Origin of the sequence: Arthrobacter sp. 3Tela_A (assembly GCF_049311025.1) — a bacterium.
In the GTDB taxonomy this organism is placed as follows: domain Bacteria; phylum Actinomycetota; class Actinomycetes; order Actinomycetales; family Micrococcaceae; genus Arthrobacter_B.
Genome location: NZ_JAXIOM010000006.1, coordinates 1 through 18,034, shown reverse-complemented (window position 1 = coordinate 18,034; position 18,034 = coordinate 1). Strand labels below are relative to the sequence as shown.

Annotated in this window: 12 protein-coding genes; 10 read left to right on the top strand and 2 right to left on the bottom strand. The window is 63.7% G+C overall.

All coding sequences use genetic code 11. The features are described 5' to 3' along the window. Positions 1-92 precede the first annotated feature (92 nt). From TVC13_RS03335 to dnaE, 4 genes are all read left to right on the top strand, one after another. A complete protein-coding gene (locus TVC13_RS03335; RefSeq protein ID WP_422399821.1) occupies positions 93-758 on the top strand; it encodes a DivIVA domain-containing protein in 666 nt (221 codons plus the stop codon). A 166-nt stretch (positions 759-924) separates the two neighbouring features. Beyond that, the gene (gene lspA, locus TVC13_RS03330; RefSeq protein ID WP_422399820.1) at positions 925-1,494 is read left to right on the top strand and encodes a signal peptidase II; all 570 of its coding nucleotides are present in this window, start codon (positions 925-927) and stop codon (positions 1,492-1,494) included. Beyond that, positions 1,487-2,422, top strand: coding sequence for an RluA family pseudouridine synthase (locus TVC13_RS03325; RefSeq protein ID WP_422399819.1), 936 nt, complete (start codon positions 1,487-1,489; stop codon positions 2,420-2,422). Before lspA ends, TVC13_RS03325 begins: the two co-directional genes overlap by 8 nt. Before the next feature lie 29 nt (positions 2,423-2,451). Beyond that, positions 2,452-5,778, top strand: a complete 3,327-nt coding sequence (gene dnaE / locus TVC13_RS03320) for a DNA polymerase III subunit alpha (protein WP_422399818.1) — start codon at positions 2,452-2,454, stop codon at positions 5,776-5,778. A 42-nt stretch (positions 5,779-5,820) separates the two neighbouring features. On the opposite strand, the gene TVC13_RS03315 is transcribed toward dnaE, so the two are convergent. Continuing rightward, entirely contained in the window at positions 5,821-6,069 is a 249-nt protein-coding gene (locus tag TVC13_RS03315) for a WhiB family transcriptional regulator (protein WP_055239553.1), read from the bottom strand. A gap of 310 nt (positions 6,070-6,379) precedes the next feature. On the opposite strand from TVC13_RS03315, the gene TVC13_RS03310 reads away from it, so the two are divergent. Beyond that, positions 6,380-6,751: a hypothetical protein gene (locus TVC13_RS03310; RefSeq protein ID WP_422399817.1), complete on the top strand. Its 372-nt coding sequence runs from the start codon at positions 6,380-6,382 to the stop codon at positions 6,749-6,751. Here TVC13_RS03310 and TVC13_RS03305 read toward each other — a convergent pair. Beyond that, on the bottom strand, positions 6,748-10,746 hold the full coding sequence (locus tag TVC13_RS03305) for an FtsK/SpoIIIE domain-containing protein (RefSeq protein ID WP_422399816.1): 3,999 nt from the start codon (positions 10,744-10,746) through the stop codon (positions 6,748-6,750). The genes TVC13_RS03310 and TVC13_RS03305 overlap by 4 nt on opposite strands. 191 nt (positions 10,747-10,937) lie before the next feature. Between TVC13_RS03305 and TVC13_RS03300 the strand changes: the two genes are divergently transcribed. From TVC13_RS03300 to TVC13_RS03280, 5 genes are all read left to right on the top strand, one after another. Further along, the gene (locus TVC13_RS03300; protein ID WP_422399815.1) at positions 10,938-12,986 is read left to right on the top strand and encodes an acyltransferase family protein; all 2,049 of its coding nucleotides are present in this window, start codon (positions 10,938-10,940) and stop codon (positions 12,984-12,986) included. Positions 12,987-13,089: 103 nt separating this feature from the next. Beyond that, positions 13,090-14,277 carry a UDP-galactopyranose mutase gene (glf, locus tag TVC13_RS03295; RefSeq protein WP_422399814.1) on the top strand — a complete coding sequence of 396 codons (1,188 nt, stop codon included), beginning with the start codon at positions 13,090-13,092 and terminating at the stop codon, positions 14,275-14,277. Next, positions 14,274-16,328 (top strand): glycosyltransferase, encoded by a 2,055-nt coding sequence (locus tag TVC13_RS03290; protein WP_422399813.1) that lies wholly within the window; start codon positions 14,274-14,276, stop codon positions 16,326-16,328. The genes glf and TVC13_RS03290 overlap by 4 nt, the downstream gene beginning before the upstream one ends. Further along, entirely contained in the window at positions 16,328-17,227 is a 900-nt protein-coding gene (locus TVC13_RS03285) for an ABC transporter permease (RefSeq protein WP_422399812.1), read from the top strand. Before TVC13_RS03290 ends, TVC13_RS03285 begins: the two co-directional genes overlap by 1 nt. Positions 17,228-17,230: 3 nt before the next feature. Further along, positions 17,231-17,962: an ABC transporter ATP-binding protein gene (locus TVC13_RS03280; RefSeq protein WP_422399811.1), complete on the top strand. Its 732-nt coding sequence runs from the start codon at positions 17,231-17,233 to the stop codon at positions 17,960-17,962. The last annotated feature ends 72 nt before the right edge of the window (positions 17,963-18,034 follow it).

The window sequence follows — 18,034 nt, the reverse complement described above, 5'->3', positions numbered from 1 at the left end:
GTTGAATGATCCCTGATTTTATGTTCGAGATTCTGTAACTAGGCTCACTGCCGCACGGCAGGCCGGCCTGATAACCAGTATGAGGTGACCAGATGGCCCTGACGCCAGAAGATGTAGTCAATAAGCGGTTCCAGCCGACTAAGTTCCGTGAAGGCTACGACCAGGACGAGGTGGATGACTTCCTCGACGAAATCGTCGTCGAACTCCGCCGGCTGAACGCCGAGAACGAGGACCTGCGCCGGCAGCTCGCTGAGGCAGTCGCCGATGCCCCTGCTGCTGGCACCCAGGTTCCCGCACCGGTCTCTGCCGCTGCCAAGACCGAGCAGGTTTCCCAGCCGGTCAAGGAAGAGAAGAAGCCCGAACCGGCACCGGCACCCAAGGCTGAAGAGCCCAAGGCCGAGGCTCCGCGCGCCGCAGAGCCCGCTCCGGCAGCAGCCAACACGGCTGAATCCGCCGCAGGCATCCTCGCCATGGCCCAGAAGATGCACGACGACTACGTGAGCGCCGGCGTCGAGCAGCGCGACAAGATCATTGCCGAGGCACAGATCGAAGCCAGCGGACTGGTCACCGAAGCACAGGAGAAGAGCCGCAAGATCCTCAGCTCCCTCGAACAGCAGAAGGCACTGCTGGAACGCAAGGTGGAGCAGCTGCGCGGCTTCGAGCGGGATTACCGTTCACGCCTCAAGGCCTACATCGAAGGTCAGCTGCGCGACCTCGATTCCCGCGGCTCGGTAGCCTCGGAGACCGCAGACGCCTAAGCGTTTGCAGCTAGTCGTTTCCGCCTGGACGGATTGAAATCAGGATTAGACTGGTAACAGAGCCATGGGCCGGCGGCCGGGATCTCCCGGCCGCCGGCCCATGCCGTTCCAGTGCCTGATGGTGCCTGAGTGCACCGCCCCACCGCCGCCCGAACCCGAAAGCACCATGACTGATTCAACTCCGGCTCCCGCGCCGCAGCCCCAGCCGCCGGCGCGCCCCAAGGCCGCCCTGACCCGCTATGCACTGATCATGGCCGTCATTGCCCTGGCCGCCTGGGTGTTCGACCAGCTCACCAAGATCTGGGTTGTTTCGACCATGACCGAGGGTCAGATCACTGACGTCTTCCCCCCAGTGCTGCGCTGGCACTTCATCCGCAACCCGGGGGCTGCCTTCTCAATCGGCACGGACTACACCTGGATCTTCACCATCGTTATGGTCGTCGTGTCCGGGTTCCTTCTCTACCTCATGTTCCGGCTGCGCTCCGCTGCCTGGTCCGTCGCCCTGGGGCTCGTCCTGGGCGGAGCCGTCGGCAACCTCACCGACCGGCTGTTCAGGGAACCCTCCTTCGGCCAGGGTCATGTGGTGGACTTCATCGCTTTCCCGAACTTCGCGATCTTCAACATCGCGGATTCCTGCGTCGTTTCCGGCGTGATCCTGGTGTGCCTGCTGACACTGCGCGGAATCAACATGGACGGTACCCGGGCCGCTGCAGGCAAGGACAGCTCCGATGCCTGAGATCCACTCCCGGTTCACCATCGGCGAGGAGCACAACGGCGTCCGCGCTGATGCCGCCCTGGCCGAACTGCTGGACGTTTCCCGCTCCACCGCCGCGGGCTGGTGCTCCGAAGGCTGGCTCACCCGCGCCGGCCGCCCGCTGGCCAAATCGGACCGGCTGCACACCGGAGACAGCGTGGCCGCGGACGTTCCCGAACAGCGGGACCCGCTGGCCGTCGTCGTCGAGCCCGTCGAGGACCTGAAAATCCTCGCCGACGACGAGCATTTTGTGGTGATCGACAAGCCCGTGGGCGTTGCTGCCCATCCCTCGCCGGGATGGGTCGGGCCCACAGTGGTCGGCGCCCTGGCCGCCGCCGGCTACCGCATCTCAACCTCGGGTGCAGGGGAGCGGCAGGGAATTGTCCACCGGCTCGACGTCGGAACCTCCGGCGTGATGGTGGTCGCCAAGACCGAGCACGCATACACCCTCCTGAAGCAGGCCTTCCGCGACCGCACCGTGGAGAAGGAATACCATGCCCTGGTCCAGGGCCTTCCCGATCCGCTCGAGGGCACCATCGACGCCCCGATCGGCCGGCACCCGGGACACGACTGGCGCTTCGCCGTCGTCGACGAAGGCCGGGACTCAGTGACCCACTACAAGGTCCTGGAAGCCTTCGGCCGGGCCTCCCTAGTGGAAGTCCACCTCGAAACCGGACGCACGCACCAGATCCGCGTTCACTTCTCCGCCCTGCGCCACCCGTGTGCCGGAGACCTCACCTACGGAGCCGACCCGCGGCTGGCCGCTGAACTGGGACTGACCCGGCAGTGGCTGCATGCCCGGAAACTGGGCTTTACCCATCCGGGCACCGGGGAATGGGTGGAGTTCACCTCCGCGTACCCGCAGGATCTGCAGTACGCCCTCGACGCGCTGGGCCGCGGCGACATCTGAGCCCTCCCGGCGGCGCCTAGAATGGTTAGGTGGCTTCAGCAACTGGTACGTCGAAATCGTTTGTCCACCTTCACAATCACACCGAATATTCGATGCTGGACGGGGCAGCACGCCTGACCGACCTGTTCAGCCATGCCGATGAGCTGGGCATGAACGCCCTGGCGACCACGGACCACGGGTTCGTCTTCGGTGCCTTCGATTTTTGGAACAAGGCACGGAACTCCGGCATCAAGCCGATCATCGGCGTGGAGGCCTACCTGACCCCGGGCACCGCCCGGCAGGACAAAACCCGCGTGAAGTGGGGCGGAGGCGGACGCGATGACGTGTCCGGTGCCGGTGCCTACACCCACATGACCATGTGGGCCGAGAGCACCGAAGGCATGCATAACCTGTTCCGCATGTCCTCGCTGGCGTCGCTGGAAGGCTACCTCTACAAGCCGCGCATGGACCGGGACCTGCTGCAGACCTACGGCAAGGGCCTGATCGCCACCACCGGCTGCCCGTCCGGCGAAGTGCAGACCAAGCTGCGCCTGGGCCTGTACAACGAAGCCAAGCAGGCGGCGTCGGACTTCCGGGACATCTTCGGCAAGGACAACTTCTTCTGCGAACTGATGGACCACGGCCTGGACATCGAACGCAGCGTGCAGGCTGACCTGATCAAGCTGGCCCGGGAACTGGACCTGCCGCTGGTGGCCACGAACGACCTCCATTACACCCATGCGGAGGACGCCAAGGCGCACGCGGCGCTGCTGTGCGTGCAGTCAGGTTCCACCCTCGCGGACCCAAAGCGCTTCAAGTTCGACGCCGATGAGTTCTACCTCAAGTCCCCGGCCGAGATGCGGGCCATGTTCCGCGACTACCCGGACGCCTGCGACAACACCCTGCTCATTGCCGAGCGCTGCGACGTCGAGTTCAACACCAAGGCAAGCTACATGCCGCGCTTCCCCTGCCCGCCGGGGGAGAACGAGGAATCCTGGTTCGTCAAGGAAGTCGAAACCGGCCTGCAGTACCGGTTCCCGAACGGTATTCCGGACGACGTGCGAAAACAGGCCGAGTACGAGATCGGCATCATCACCCAGATGGGCTTCCCGGGCTACTTCCTGGTGGTTGCCGACTTCATCAACTGGGCCAAGAACAACGGCATCCGCGTTGGCCCGGGCCGTGGATCCGGTGCCGGCTCCATGGTCGCCTATGCCATGCGCATCACCGACCTGAACCCGCTGGCACACGGACTGATCTTCGAACGGTTCCTCAACCCGGACCGTGTGTCCATGCCTGACTTCGACGTCGACTTCGATGATCGGCGCCGCTCCGAGGTGATCCACTACGTCACCGAGAAGTACGGCGCGGACCGTGTGTCAATGATCGTCACCTACGGCACCATCAAGGCCAAGCAGGCGCTGAAGGACTCCTCCCGCGTCATGGGCTACCCCTTCTCCGTCGGTGAGCGCCTCACCAAGGCGATGCCGCCGGACGTCATGGGCAAGGGCATCTCCCTGACCGACGTCCACAACAAGGAAGCCAAACGCTACGGCGAAGCCGAAGAGCTGCGCGAACTGCTGGCCACGGATCCGGATTCCCAGCGCGTCTTTGAAACCGCGATCGGCCTGGAAGGGCTGAAGCGCCAGTGGGGCGTCCACGCAGCCGGCGTCATCATGTCCTCGCACCCTCTGATCGACATCATTCCGATCATGAAGCGTGAGCAGGACGGCCAGATCATCACGCAGTTCGATTATCCGACCTGCGAAGGCCTCGGCCTGATCAAGATGGACTTCCTCGGCCTGCGGAACCTGACGATCATTTCCGACGCCATAGAGAACATCAAGCTCAACCAGGACGTCGACCTTGACCTCGAGCACCTGGAACTCGATGACAAGGCGTCCTACGACCTGCTGGCCAGCGGCGACACCCTGGGTGTGTTCCAGCTCGACGGCGGGCCCATGCGTTCGCTGCTGAAGCTGATGCGCCCGGACAACTTTGAAGACATCTCCGCTGTGATCGCCCTGTACCGTCCGGGCCCCATGGGTGCGAACTCGCACACCAACTACGCGCTGCGCAAGACCGGCGTCCAGGAAATCACGCCGATCCATCCTGAGCTGGAGGAACCGCTCAAGGAAATCCTGGATACCACCTACGGCCTGATCGTCTACCAGGAACAGGTTATGGCGATCGCCCAGAAGGTGGCCGGCTTCTCGCTTGGCCAGGCAGATATCCTCCGCCGTGCCATGGGCAAGAAGAAGAAGTCCGAACTGGACAAGCAGTACGCAGGCTTCCATCAAGGCATGGTGGACCGCGGCTACTCAGAAGCAGCCATCAAGGCGCTGTGGGACATCCTGCTGCCGTTCTCCGACTACGCCTTCAACAAGGCCCACTCCGCAGCATACGGACTGGTGTCCTACTGGACCGCGTACCTCAAGGCGCACTATCCCACCGAATACATGGCCGCCCTGCTCACCTCCGTTGGTGATGACAAGGACAAGCTGGCGATGTACCTGAACGAATGCCGCAAGATGGGCATCACCGTGCTGCCCCCGGACGTCAACGAGTCCTCCGTGAACTTCACCCCGGTGGGCAAGGACATCCGCTTTGGCATGGGTGCCATCCGCAACGTGGGCACCAACGTTGTCCAGGCGATGGTCAGTGCGCGCGAGGAGAAGGGCGCGTACACCAACTTCAAGGACTTCCTGATGAAGGTCCCTGCAGTGGTGTGCAACAAACGCACCATCGAGTCGCTGATCAAGGCCGGTGCCTTCGATTCAATGGGACACGCCCGCCGGCCGCTGGCGATGATCCACGAAGAAGCGATCGACTCGGTGGTGGTACTCAAGCGCAACGAAGCCGTTGGCCAGTTCGACCTCTTCGCCGGAATCGGAGACTCGGAACCCGAAGCTTCAATCAGCATCGACATTCCGGACCTGCCCGAGTGGGAGAAGAAGGACAAACTCTCCTTCGAGCGGGACATGCTGGGCCTGTACGTCTCGGACCACCCGCTGCAGGGCCTGGAAGGCATCCTCAGCCAGCACGCGGATTCCTCCATTACCTCGATTGTCAGCGAGGAAGGCCCGCCTGACGGCGCAATCGTGACGATCGCCGGCATGATCACCTCGCTGCAGCGGCGCATCGCGAAGAACAGCGGTAACGCCTACGCCCGCTGCGAGATCGAGGATCTTGCCGGTTCCATGGAGGTCATGTTCTTCGGCCAGGTCTACGGACCCATTGCCGCGGTGCTGGCAGAGGACCTGATCGTCGGCCGCCCCCGGCCCCCCCCCCCCCCCCCCCCCCGCCGCGGCGCGCCGCGCCCCCCCCCCCCCCCTTCTTCGCTGCCAGGCGGGGGTGCCTGGCAGTGTCTTGCTTAAGTCTTGATGTTCTTCAGGGCCTTGCCGGCCCTTGCTGCTTCCCTAGGAAGCCCGGCGCGCCCTTGCGGCACGGCGCTTAAGCGCACGGCGCTCGTCTTCGCTCATGCCGCCCCAGACACCGGCGTCCTGACCGGTTTCGATTGCCCACTGAAGGCAGGTATCGATGACCGGGCACCGGCGGCAAACGCTCTTGGCCTCTTCAATCTGAAGAAGAGCCGGGCCGGTGTTCCCAACGGGGAAGAACAGCTCCGGATCCTTGTCCAGACATGCTGCGCGGCTCCGCCAATCCATGCTAATCACTATCTCCTCTGAAAAGTTGACTCCGCTTGTTTGTGAAAACATTCACGAGCAACCACAAACTAAAGGGGCCGGTTTCGGCCCCTGATCCCCTCTACTAGGGTGTCACGCGTTGGAAACGCAAACAAGGGTTAACAAGCTGTTAATCTGCCGGAAATGATGAGTGATGCGTCACAAAGGCCCGTGGCCTCGGTCCTCTAGGATCCCTAACCGGTCGCTGCTCCTCGACTATGTCCGGTATTGTGCCAGTGTGTCAAGACCCCAAAATTCCCCTGCTCCGTCAGCGCGCCCGGGAACAGTTGCAGTGATTTCAGCCGTTTTGGTCTTCGAGGCACTGGCCCTCCTGGGGGTCGCAGGCTGGTACGTGTACAACCTGATCAACTCGACACCCACCTCCATGGGAGGCGCGGTTTTCAGTCTTTTCCTGATCGTCCTCGTGGCCGTATGGCTGCTGGTGGTGGGGCACTTCTTCTTCCGGGGCATGCGCTGGACGCGCGCCGCGGCCCTGGTGTGGCAGCTGTTTATGATCGTCATCGCTGTGCCGACCCTGCAGGGTGGCGTGCTGCTGGTGGGCCTTGTCCTGCTGCTTCCCGCCGCCGCCGTGATTCTGCTGGTTTTCACAAAGCCCGTCATCGCCTGGACCTCGCACACCAGCGGAGAGCCGAAGACCTTCTAGGGTCCCTGCACTTCCGGGGCGGCCTGGGCGAACTGGACTTCCACCGCCCGTCCTCCGTCAAAGATGTAGCCCCTTCCTGCCCGGGGCGCGCCGTCGAGTTCCAGCCTCACGCCGAAAAACTCCCCGTCCGCAGGCTGGGCCGGTGCCAGCAGCACGCCGTGGCGGGCTGGTCCGGAGCGCCCGGCCAGCGGCAGCCGCGACGCCAGGCTGAAGGACGGTGCCGCTGAGAGCACCAGCCGTGCGCCGCGGTCAGCAAGCCGGGACAGAAGCTGCTGCTGCTCTGCCGGCAGCCGGTCGGCATCATCGGCAAGGACGAGCCAGTCCCGGAGGCTGCCCGCCGCGGGCAGAACCGTGGTGTCCGCGAGCCCGGTCCCATCGCCGGCATCCGCCCGGAAGACTTTTCCGGCCGTTGCTGCTGCCGCAAACGTCGCCAGGAGAGATGTCCGTCCGGACTGCGGTGGCCCCAGGACCAGGAACACCGACCCTGGCGGCACCTGCGCCTGAATGGTCTCCAGCTCATCCCCGCCCAGCCCGAGCGGGAAACTGTCCGGCCCTGCCGGGGGCAGCAGGTCCCGGTACCCGACGTATGGGGGAAGAGTTTCAATCCGCCGGGGACGGGCTGCGCCCCGGGGGAGGGGTTCCGGTTCATCCGCTTCGAACTGCCGGAGGCACTGGGCAGTAGTCCCGGACCCCTGGCCAGCTCCCGGGGCAAGAGTGCCCTGCACGAACGCGCGGCCAGGCAGCGGCTGCAGTTCCGGCATGCGGGGCCAGGCCAGCAGGGCGTCTTCGGGCAGGCCGGCAGGAAACCACAGCCGGTTGGGAAACAACGGGAAGAACCGGGCGGAAGCGAGTTCACGGACACCGGTCATCAGCAGGCAGATGTCCGCTGCAGCTCCGTCCCGGGCCAGCCCCAGCAGCAGGTCTTCGGCCCCCGCGAAGCGGCCTGAACGGAATGCCTCCTGCCATCTTCCCCAGCCGGAGACCAGTACGGTGATGCCGGGATTTTCCTGCCTGCTGCCGGTTCCGCCGGTGAGCCGGGCCAGCAGCAGGCCGGACAGTACGGTGAGGACCCGGGCAGCGCGGCCGGTCTCGTGGGGCAGTACACAGGCCCCCGTTTGCGCCCGTTCCGCTGTCCAGCCGAACGTGCCGTCGCCGTCGAGCACGTAGAGGTGCCTCGCCGGAAGGAACGCCGCTTGCTGCCGGGCCAGCACGGATGCCACGGCCTGGGGTCCGGCTTGGGGCAGCCCAAGCAAGGCCAGATGGGAATGCTGCCGGGGATCCCAGTCCAGCCAGTCCTGGGCCTGGTCTTCCGGTCGGTCTGCGAGTCCAACCCGCAGCGATCCGCGCGGCGGGTCAGGGCGGGAACTCAGGTCTTCCGGCAGCGGCGGCTGGACGGGGGCCGGTGGACGGCTGGGAAATCCGGCCTCAGCAGCGGCCGTTCGGACCGCTTCAGTGACCCGGTCCAGACCCGGCCCCGGTGCGGACCCCGAGCCGGTCAGCCGAGCAGGCGCTGCCAAAAACTCCGCAAGCGTCTGCACAGCAGGGGCAGGGATTTGTCCTCCGTCGGCGGTTGAAGCGGACTGGAACGTCACCGGCGGCTCTCCGGGCAGACGCAGGACCGCCATTCCGGGAGCGGATGCGGGGAAGGACGCGGCGTCGTCACAGCCGACCACTTCGCGGGAGTCAACCGCGGACTGCACCCGCAGGCACAGGCACGCGGACACATTTGCGCGGATGTCGGCCGTGACGGCGCCTTGGGGACGCTGGGTGGCCATCACCAGGTGAAGGCCCAGCGATCGGCCAAGGGCTGCGATCCGCATGAGCTCCTCCACAGCATTGGGAACTGAGTCCGCCAGCATCCGGAATTCGTCCACAACAACGGCGAGCCGGGGGAGCCGTACCGTCGATGTCCGGGCATTGAAGGTCTCCAGGTCACCTGCCTGCTCCTGTGCGAGCAAAGTTTCCCTGCGCCGGAGTTCTGCCCGGAGCGAGGTCAGTGCCCGGGCCACGTTCTCCCGGGACAGGTCGGTGAGGAAACCTGCAGTGTGGGGCAGTTCCGCCAGCGGCGCCAGCCCGGAACCGCCCTTGAAATCGATCAGCAGAAAGTTCAGGGCTGTGGGCGGCAACTGGCAGGCAAGAGCTGCAACAAGGGTCCGAAGCAGTTCTGACTTGCCGGATCCGGTGGTTCCCGCAACCAGCACATGCGGTCCGTCCGCCACAAGATCCAGGAAGACCGGTTTACCGGCTGTGGAACCGATGACGGCACGAAACAGCAGGTCACGCTGCCATGCTGCCAGGATGGCGGCCGAGTCCGGGGAAGGTGCGTAAGACGGGGCGGCAGGTTCCGGCGCCGCCAAGGAGGCCAGCCGAACGGCTGTCCGGTGGAACGCGGAGGCACCAACCAGGTCCGGGGCGAAGGACTGGATTCCACGCGGCCCTGACAGCTTTGGGCTTCCCGGACCCAGTGAAATCCGAACTGCTTCCCGGCCGCCGCAAGGGGAGCCTGTGCCCTGCCGGTCCCCACTGTCCTCACCGATGATCAAGCAGGCAAGCGCGCGAACCTGCTCCGGAAGGGACCTCAGTATCCGCACCGCGGGAGCGGCTATGCCCGGCGGCGCAAACACCAGCAGCGCCGGTACACGGCCAGCGGGGGCAAGTTCCACCAGCGCGGAGGACGCTGCCGCCTCGTCGGCGGTTGGCAGGAGCAGGACTCCTGGGAGGAAACGGGCGTCGGCAGCGAGGCCGCTCCCGTCCCCGCCCAGCAGAACGACTGCCGGCTGGTCCGCGGGGGCACGGCTGCCCAGCTGCAGAAGCATTGAGCGGAACAGTCCCAAGACATCAGCGTCCGGGCCGGAGACGGCCACGGTTGCTCCCGGGCAGGCCTCGAGGGTCAGCGGAACATGATCGAGCAGGGGCGGCTGCCAGTTCTCAGCCGGTTTGCGCACGGTCAGGTTTGCGGACAGCGTTCCTGAGCCGAGCCGCAGGTGAACTGCGCCGGCGCCCGCTTTTCCGCCCGCATCCGGGTTAGCCGGGACAGAGGTCCTGGCCCGGTCCGGTGCCCGGAGGGAGCCGCAGACATCCAGGGCTGCCAGAGCATAGTCACCCGGGGCTGGGTACAGCGCGAGCCGGCGGCGGCGGTCCGCCTCTGCTGCCGAAGCTACGGCCCGCCGGAACACACGCCTGCGCCTGCGGAAAGCCAGCAGTCCCGCGGCTGCGGTGATGGCACCCAGCCCCGAAAACGCCAGGAAGAACCACATGCCTGTGCCGGCAGCCAGGAGAATGCACAGTCCGAGCGGGAGGAACGCGCCTGCGAGGGCGGCTGCGCCCATGGGGCGGGGAGGGGAAGCCGCAACCGTCAGCGGCTCCTGCATCTCCCCGTTCGCGCTGTTCCGGGGAAACGGACCGGAACCCGCCACCCTGACCTGGAACGAACTGTCTCCAATGCGCACCAGAGAGGAGGTAGTCAGCGTGGCCCGGCGGACCTGGGTTCCATCCACCCATGTGCCGTTCCCGGAGCCGCAGTCCTTAATAACCACACCCTTGGACGTGACGTCGAGTTCGGCGTGGACCCGGGACATGGCCGGGTCAGCCACCAGGATTAGTCTGCATCCCGTGGATGGCCCGGTGGGATCCGGGCCCGGCCGGCCGAGTCTGTACCGGCCCGGGACAAGTTCCTCGACGCGCCCGGCGTCGGGACCGGTTTGAATCACCAGCAGCAGACCCGGAATACGCGCCCGGGGCGGATCCGGCGGCCGGACGGAGGCGGGAGTAAACAGGGCACCCGAGGGGAGTTCCCGCAGGCCCGGATCGAGGCGGGAGACCGGCAGCGGCCCGGCGAATGCGTCCGGGCACAAGAAGCGGTCCGCAAGGATGGCAGCCAGGTCCGGTCCAGTCAGCGAAGCTGTGGGGTTGATCACCAGCGGCACAGGGCCGCAGGAGGGTCCGGCTGACAGCGGGGACGTCCGGGGAACCGGGAACACTGCAGCGTGGATCACCAAAAGGGGTACCTCCCGGGTTGGATCTACCTGAAAAAAGTTCACGGTAACGGTGCGGAGAACTCTCCGGTTGTGCCGGCCTGAAGCTGGGGATAACTCGACGCGGCACGGCGGCACGCCTCACGGCTGATAAAAAACGAGCAGGTAGACTGCCTCCGGGGGAGAACATCCCAGCTATTTGAAAGGTCCGTGTGTCCCAGGAAATCCTTGTCGCGCGGCACCCTGCCGAGGCGGGCCGGCCTGCAAAGCCGGGGTTCCGGCCCGAAGTTCAGGGACTCCGTGCGCTCGCCGTCCTTATGGTGGTGACCTACCACATTTGGTTCGGTCGCGTATCAGGCGGCGTCGACATCTTCCTGCTGGTTTCTGCCTTCCTGCTGACACTTTCATTCGTCCGCAAGCTTGAAGCAGGCAGGACGCTGGATCTGGGCAGGTACTGGCTGCACATGTTCAAACGGCTGCTGCCCGCCGTCGTCGTGGTTCTGCTGGGCATCCTTGCCGCTACTGCTTTGTTCGTCCCACGCTCGCGCTGGCCCGAAATCCTGTCCCAGGTCTGGTCTTCCCTCTTCTACTTCCAAAACTGGGCCCTCGCCGCCAACTCGGTGGATTACTACGCCACCGACCAAAGCATCGCAAGCCCGCTGCAGCACTTCTGGTCCTTGTCCGTGCAGGGCCAGGTCTTCATTCTCTGGCCGCTGCTTTTCGCGCTGGCGGCGGTTATCGCCAAAGCTGCGAAGGTCCGGGTGCGCAGAGCAGTGCTGCTTGTGTTCGGCACAGTCTTCGCGCTGTCTCTGACGTTCTCGATTTACGAAACGTACACAAACCAGGTCCATGCCTACTTCGATACGAGGACCCGTCTCTGGGAATTCGCCTTCGGAACCCTTCTTGTCCTGGTGCTGCCCTATTTGAAGCTGTCCCGTCCCGTCCGCATTGCGGCAGGCTGGATAGGCCTGGCCGCCATGCTTTCCGGTGGATTCATCCTTGATGTGCAGGGACAGTTCCCCGGTTTCGTTGCCCTTTGGCCGCTGATGGCCGCAGCCTTGGTGATCGTGGCCGGGCAGACGGACAGCCCCTACGGTGCCGACCGTTTCCTTACCTGGAAGCCGTTGATCCGGCTGGGAGATATGTCCTACGCCCTGTATCTGTGGCACTGGCCCGTCCTCGTCATTTTCCTGATCTGGCGCGGCCGTGAAGAGGTGGGGCCGGTTGGGGGCACTGCCATCATCGCGCTGTCCCTTGTTCTGGCGTACCTCACCACCAAATTCGTGGAGCGGCCGCTGCGTTCGATGCAGTGGGCGGAGAAGAAGAAGCGGCGGGCAGCCGTGGTGATTGCGCTCTGCGTGACCCTGGTGGCGGTACCGGTAGCGGGGTGGCAGCAGCTGCTCCGTTACGAGGCCCGGCAGGCCGAGGCAGAAGCCGTGCGCAACAACCCCGGCGCCCGCATCCTGCAGTCAGGTTACGCGGACCAGAGAGATCCGGACGCACCTGTCCTGCCACTGCTGAGCGCTCTGGATAAGGAATGGGGAGTCCTCGACGGCGACTGCAACGGGTTCGCAGACGCACCGAGGCTAACCCTCCTTAGCGACGGCTGCATGGGCACCGCGGGCGAGGATTACTCCAAGACACTGCTGGTGATCGGCGACTCCCATGCCCAGCAATGGCTTGGGTCCATCCGGCCGATGGCCGAGGAACGGAATTACCGGGTGATCGCACTACTCAAGGGAGGCTGCCGCTTCGGCGCACCCACCGACGAGCAGCGGCCCGAGTGCCGGGATTTTAACAAAGCGGCCCTGGACTACGCGCTGGAACTGAAGCCGGATGCAGTCTTGGCGGTGGGGACGTCAGCGCAGCCGGCCGATGCGGCCGACACTGTTGTTCCCGGGCTGCCTGAAGCGGCGATGCAGCTGGCTGACGAAGGCATTCCGGTTATCGGCATCAGGGACAATCCGCGGTTCGAATTCAATGTCCTTCAATGCACAGAGGCCTACGGAATCGAGTCTGTCGAATGCATGGCTCCGGTGGAGAGCAAACTCGCAAACGGGGATCGAATGGCTGCGGCCTTTGACGCCATGCAGGGACTAGCCTTGCTCGATATGACTGATCTCGTCTGTCCGGACGGTCTCTGTGTACCGGTTGTTGGAAGTGTCCGCGTGTACCTGGATGACAATCATCTGACCGCGTCGTACGCGGAATCCATGAGCACGGAATTCGACCGGCGCTTTCATGAGCTGGTGCACTGGTAGCAACGCTGACGACCCCTTCGAATGTGTGCGGGTACAAATGTCAGATAACCTAGACCGTCGGGTGTGTGCCGCAGGGCTGCCCGGGAACTAACAGGAGAGACAAGTGAACGTTGACCTCGTCGTCGTAGGGTCAGGCTTCTTCGGCCTCACCGTTGCCGAACGCGCTGCTAAGGAACTGGGACTGAAGGTTGCCGTTCTGGACCGGCGCCACCATATAGGCGGCAACGCCTACAGTGAGAACGAAGCCCAGACCGGAATCGAGGTTCACCGGTACGGTGCCCACCTCTTCCACACCTCCAACGAGCGGGTCTGGAACTACGTGAACGAGTTCACTCAGTTCACCAACTACGTGCACAAGGTCTACACCAGCCACAAGGGCGAGGTGTACCCCATGCCGATCAACCTGGGCACAATCAACCAGTTCTTCCGTTCGTCCATGGGCCCTGCCGAGGCAAAGGCCCTCATTCAGGAGCAGGCCGGCGAACTGGCCGGAACCGACCCGCAGAACCTCAATGACAAGGGCATCCAGCTGATTGGCCGTCCCCTCTACGAAGCGTTCATCAAGTACTACACAGGCAAGCAGTGGCAGACGGATCCGAAGAACCTGCCCGCCGAGATCATCTCCCGCCTCCCGGTCCGCTACACCTATGACAACCGGTACTTCAATGACAAGTACGAGGGTCTGCCCGTTGACGGCTACACCGCGTGGATCGAGCGGATGGCGGATCACCCGAACATCCAGGTCCACCTCAAGACGGACTTCTTTGACGAAGGGCACGAGTTCTCCCGTGCCACCACGCTGGGCCAGGTGCCGGTTGTCTACACTGGCCCCGTTGACCGGTACTTCGACTACGCCGAAGGCGACCTCTCCTGGCGCACGATCGACCTCGAGGAAGAGGTCCTTCCGATCGAGGACTTCCAGGGAACCCCGGTCATGAACTATCCGGACGAGGATGTTCCGTACACCCGCATCCATGAGTTCCGTCACTTCCACCCGGAGCGGGACTACACCAAGGACGCCACAGTCATCATGCGTGAGTTCTCACGCTTCGCTGAAAAGGGCGACGAGCCGTACTACCCGGTTAACACCGCGGAGGACCGCGCCAAGCTGCTGGCCTACCGCGACCTCGCAAAGGGCGAAAAGGATGTCCTCTTCGGCGGGCGTCTTGGCACGTACAAGTACCTGGACATGCACATGGCGATCGGTTCGGCCCTGTCCATGTACGACAATAAGATCAAGCCCCACTTCACTGGGGGAGCAAAGCTGGAAAGCGGAGGAGTCGACGCGTGAGCACGGTAGCGCAGAACGAAATCGACCGGGATGTAACTTCGGTGGATACAGACTGGCAAACAGTGCACCGCGTGGTTCTCCCGACCGACGGGGATATGGACACGCTGCCGCTGTACGTCGACTTCAACTCGGCACAGCGGGTCATCGACGACCGCTCCCGCACCTCCCGCACCGGCGCGTCAGCCGGCGCGGTGATTGGGCAGACGGCCAACCAGCGTTCCGACTTCATCGTGGGGCGCCGCCAAGTCCGCCTTCCGGAATACAACCGGGTTTCCTTCGGAACCTACTTCAATGCGTTCCCCGCGAGTTACTGGCGGGCACACACGGACGTTGAACAGGTTCGACTGTCCGTGGAGGTCGACGCCGAGGCCACGGTCATCGTTTACCGGTCTTCGCCCCGTGGCACCTCCAACCGTGTGGAAAGCCTGCACACTGACGCAGGCGGAGTGCTGACTATCGACCTCCCGCTCAAGCAGTTTGGCGATGGCGGCTGGTATTGGTTCGACCTCGTTTCGCACGGTAAGGGTGTCACGCTGGTGAAGGCCGAGTGGGCCGTCCCGACACCGGAAAACTTTGTCCCCGGCACCGTTTCCATTGCCGTCACGACCTTTAACAGGCCAGACTTCTGCGTTAGGCATCTGACGACCTTCGCCGAATCTCCGGACCTGCTCGAGGTCCTGGACCGCCTCATCATCACCGACCAGGGCAACAAGCGGGTGCGGGACGAGGAAGGCTTTGAAAAGGCCGCTGCCGTCCTGGGCACGAAGTTCAAGCTTGTTGAGCAGGGCAACCTGGGCGGTTCGGGCGGATTCGCGCGTGGGATGTTCGAGACGGTCAATGAAGGCGAAAGTGACTACTGCCTTCTGCTCGACGACGACGTGATGGTTGAGACGGAGGGCGTCCTGCGGGCAGTCCAGTTCGCCGACTTCACCCGGACTCCGACCATCGTCGGTGGGCATATGTTCAATCTCTACGAGCGTTCCGTCCTCCACACCTTCGGCGAGAGCATCAACGAGTGGCGTTTCTATTGGGGACCGAACCAGGAAACCAAGGAAGCTCACGACTTCTCGGCAAGCAACCTGAGGACGACGCCGTGGATGCACCGGCGCGTGGACGTGGACTTCAACGGCTGGTGGATGTGCCTCATCCCGACCAAGATCATCCGCGAGATCGGTCTTGCGCTGCCGGTGTTCATCAAGTGGGACGATGCCGAATTCGGTATCCGCGCGAAGCGGCAGGGCTACAAGACTGTTTCGCTTCCCGGTGCCGCCGTGTGGCATATGCCCTGGACTGAAAAAGACGACACCATCGACTGGCAGGCCTACTTCCACCAGCGCAACCGCTGGATCGCGGCGATGATTTACTCGCCGTACAAAAAGGGTGGAAACCTGATGAAGGAGAGCTTCGCCGTCGACGTACGCCACCTGCTTTCCATGCAGTACTCGGCGGTGGAGCTCAGGCTCGAGGGTCTTGAAGATGTCCTCAAGGGGCCGGGCCATTTGCACGAAACCATCAAGACCAAACTTCCCGAAATCCGTAAGCGCCGGGCTGAGTTTACCGACGCCAAGGTCAGCACGGATGTAGGGGCCTTCCCTCCGGTCCGTCGTGTGCGCCCTCCGAAGCGGGGAATTCAGCCCGTCGCGCCTCAGAACATGCGGACTGCCTTCGCAAAGGCCGTCACAGGTGCCATTCGGCAGGTTGTTCCGGTACGAGGCAACGCACTGGAGAACCCGGAAGCCATTGTGCCCGCGATGGATGCACGGTGGTGGAGGCTTTCCCAGCTGGATTCCGCGCTGGTGTCATCAGCAGACGGAACCGGCGCGTCCTGGTACCAGCGGGACAACGCGAAGTTCCGTGAAATGATTGCGCGGAGTCTGAAGCTGCATAAGGAGCTGCTGCTCAACTGGGACAGCCTGTCTGAGCAATACCGCGCCGAACTTCCCAACTTCACGTCCCCTGAGGCCTGGAAAGAGACGTTCGCAGCCATGTCTTCCGACGGTTCGCTTGTCTCCGAACCTTCGAAGGACGCGAATGACCCTGCGGGGAAGTAGTGGGCTTTAGCGCCACCGACGGCGGCGACCCGTCGCAGAAGCTGACTACGCCCGGGGCCGGGGCAGGTCTCAGGGATGTGCTGAAGTCGCGGTTCCTCCTTAAACTCCTCGTCGCCAAGGAGCTAAAGGTCCGGTACCGCGGATCAATCCTTGGGCTGCTGTGGTCCTATGTGAAGCCCGGTGTACAGTTCATCGTCTTCTACATAGCCCTCGGTATTTTCCTTGGTCTTGAACGGAGCCCCGGCCGTCCTGATGGGTTGCCGAACTATGCCATCTACCTGTTCTCAGGCATCGTGCTGATCAACTTCTTCACGGAGGCACTGGGGAACGCTTCCCGCTCGATTGTGGGAAATGGCGGCCTGATCAAGAAAATCTATCTTCCGCGCCAGCTCTTTCCGGTGGCATCGGTCTGGGTCTCGGGTGTGCACTTCGTCCCGCAGATTGTGATCCTGTTGGCGGCCTGCCTGTTCAATGGCTGGCGGCCGGGTGTCCTTCAGCTGGCAGCGGCGGTAGCCGGGTTCCTGATCGTGGGACTGCTGGCCACCGGCCTCGGGCTGCTGTTCGGGGCCGTGAACGTGTACTTCCGGGACGCTGAGAACCTCGTGGATATGCTGCTGATGATCGCCACCTGGGCTTCACCGGTCCTTTATTCGTGGATGATGGTGCGCGACAAGCTCGGCCAGACGTTCTTTTACTTCTACCAGCTGAATCCCATCACGGTGGGGGTCGAAACATTCCACTACGCATTCTGGCTGCCCACGACGGATGGAGCAGAGGCTATTCCTCCACACTTGCTTTCGTTGTGGATTCCCGTTGGTTTGGCTATTTCGGGGCTGATCCTGCTCATCGGACAGCTCGTCTTCCGCCGCCTTGAAGGCCGTTTCGCTCAGGAGCTCTGACCCGTGGCCACTGCCATTGAAGTACGCAATATCAGCAAGAGGTTCGTCCTGCGCCATACACGCTCGATGAAGGAAGCCTTCGTGTGGCTGGTCAAAGGCCGCAAAGGCGACCTCAGCGAAAAGTTTGATGCCCTCAAGGACGTGTCCCTGACTGTTGAACAGGGTGAGACCGTGGCGCTGCTGGGCCTGAACGGTTCTGGGAAGTCAACGCTGCTCAAGCACATTTCCGGTGTCATGCGCCCCGACGACGGCAGCGTGGGTACGCGGGGGCGTGTCGCCGGGCTGATCGAGGTCGGCGCTGGATTCCACCATGACCTCAGCGGCCGGGACAACGTCTACCTGAACGGTGCCATCCTGGGGATGACCGAGGAAGAGATCAACGAGAAGTTTGATTCGATTGTCGAATTCTCGGAGATCGGCCAGTTCATAGACACCGAGGTGAAGTTCTACTCCTCGGGGATGTACCTGCGTCTCGCCTTTTCCGTGGCTGTCCACACGGATCCTGAGGTGTTTCTGGTGGACGAAATCCTTGCCGTGGGCGATGAGCCGTTCCAGAAGAAGTGCATCGACAAGATCAAGGAACTGGCTGGTGAAGGTAAGACGCTCGTAGTCGTAAGCCACGACCTGGATCTGGTTGCGCGTATCTGTGAGCGTGGCGTCCTGCTGGAACACGGCAGGATCATCATGGACGCCCCGGTGCAGGACGTCGTCGACCGCCTGCGCGGCGTCGCCTGAGCGGCTCGCTGAAAGCACAGGCACAACCGGACCAAGACAAAGAGCGGGGGGCCCCCCCCCCCCCGGGGGGGG

Excerpts from the sequence above, each read along its gene's own strand:
- TVC13_RS03335 (WP_422399821.1), top strand. The coding sequence starts at position 93 with ATGGCCCTGACGCCAGAAGATGTAGTCAATAAGCGGTTCCAGCCGACT.
- TVC13_RS03325 (WP_422399819.1), top strand. The coding sequence starts at position 1,487 with ATGCCTGAGATCCACTCCCGGTTCACCATCGGCGAGGAGCACAACGGC.
- TVC13_RS03315 (WP_055239553.1), bottom strand. The coding sequence starts at position 6,069 with ATGGATTGGCGGAGCCGCGCAGCATGTCTGGACAAGGATCCGGAGCTG.
- lspA (WP_422399820.1), top strand. The coding sequence starts at position 925 with ATGACTGATTCAACTCCGGCTCCCGCGCCGCAGCCCCAGCCGCCGGCG.